1 protein-coding gene is annotated in these 507 nt (G+C 65.5%); it reads right to left on the bottom strand.

Annotated elements, in window-relative coordinates; translation table 11 throughout:
* Positions 1-439: helix-turn-helix domain-containing protein (locus ACWCOM_RS18485; RefSeq protein ID WP_454550202.1), on the bottom strand; the 439-nt coding region annotated here is incomplete at its 3' end.
* Between the last annotated feature and the right edge of the window lie 68 nt (positions 440-507).

Genomic DNA, 507 nt, shown 5'->3' on the forward strand with positions numbered 1-507 from the left:
GGATGTTGCCGAGCTTCTTCACGTCGACGTCCAGCATCGCCCCGGGGTGGTCGTGCTCGTTGCGACGAACAGGCTCTCCAGTGGCACGGTCGACGTGCGACAGGCGGTTCAAGTGGACGACGACCAAGCTCCGGTGGACTGTCGACGGAGCAACGCCAATCCGGTATGCCAACTGTACCGGACCTTCCCGCAGACGCAGCCGGAGCTGGATACAGCGCTTCGCAGTCGTGGGGCTGGTCTTGTTCGTGGTGCGGTGAGGCCGTGAGCTGCGGTCCTGCATGGACTGACCGGCCCGGTAGCGGTCAGCCCAGCGCTTCAGGGTGGGCCAGGAGACCTGGAACCGGGCAGCGACCTCGCTGTTCGGCCATCCGTGGTAAACAACCTGCTGGGCAACCTTGAGGCGGTGACGCGGAGTGCGGGCGGAATTGGCGTGGGACATGGTGGTCTTCCTGGTGACGAGCGGGTGGAGACTGTGTTGGGGCTGCACCCTGTGGTGCAGCCCCATCG

This window comes from Kocuria sp. KH4 (assembly GCF_053711175.1).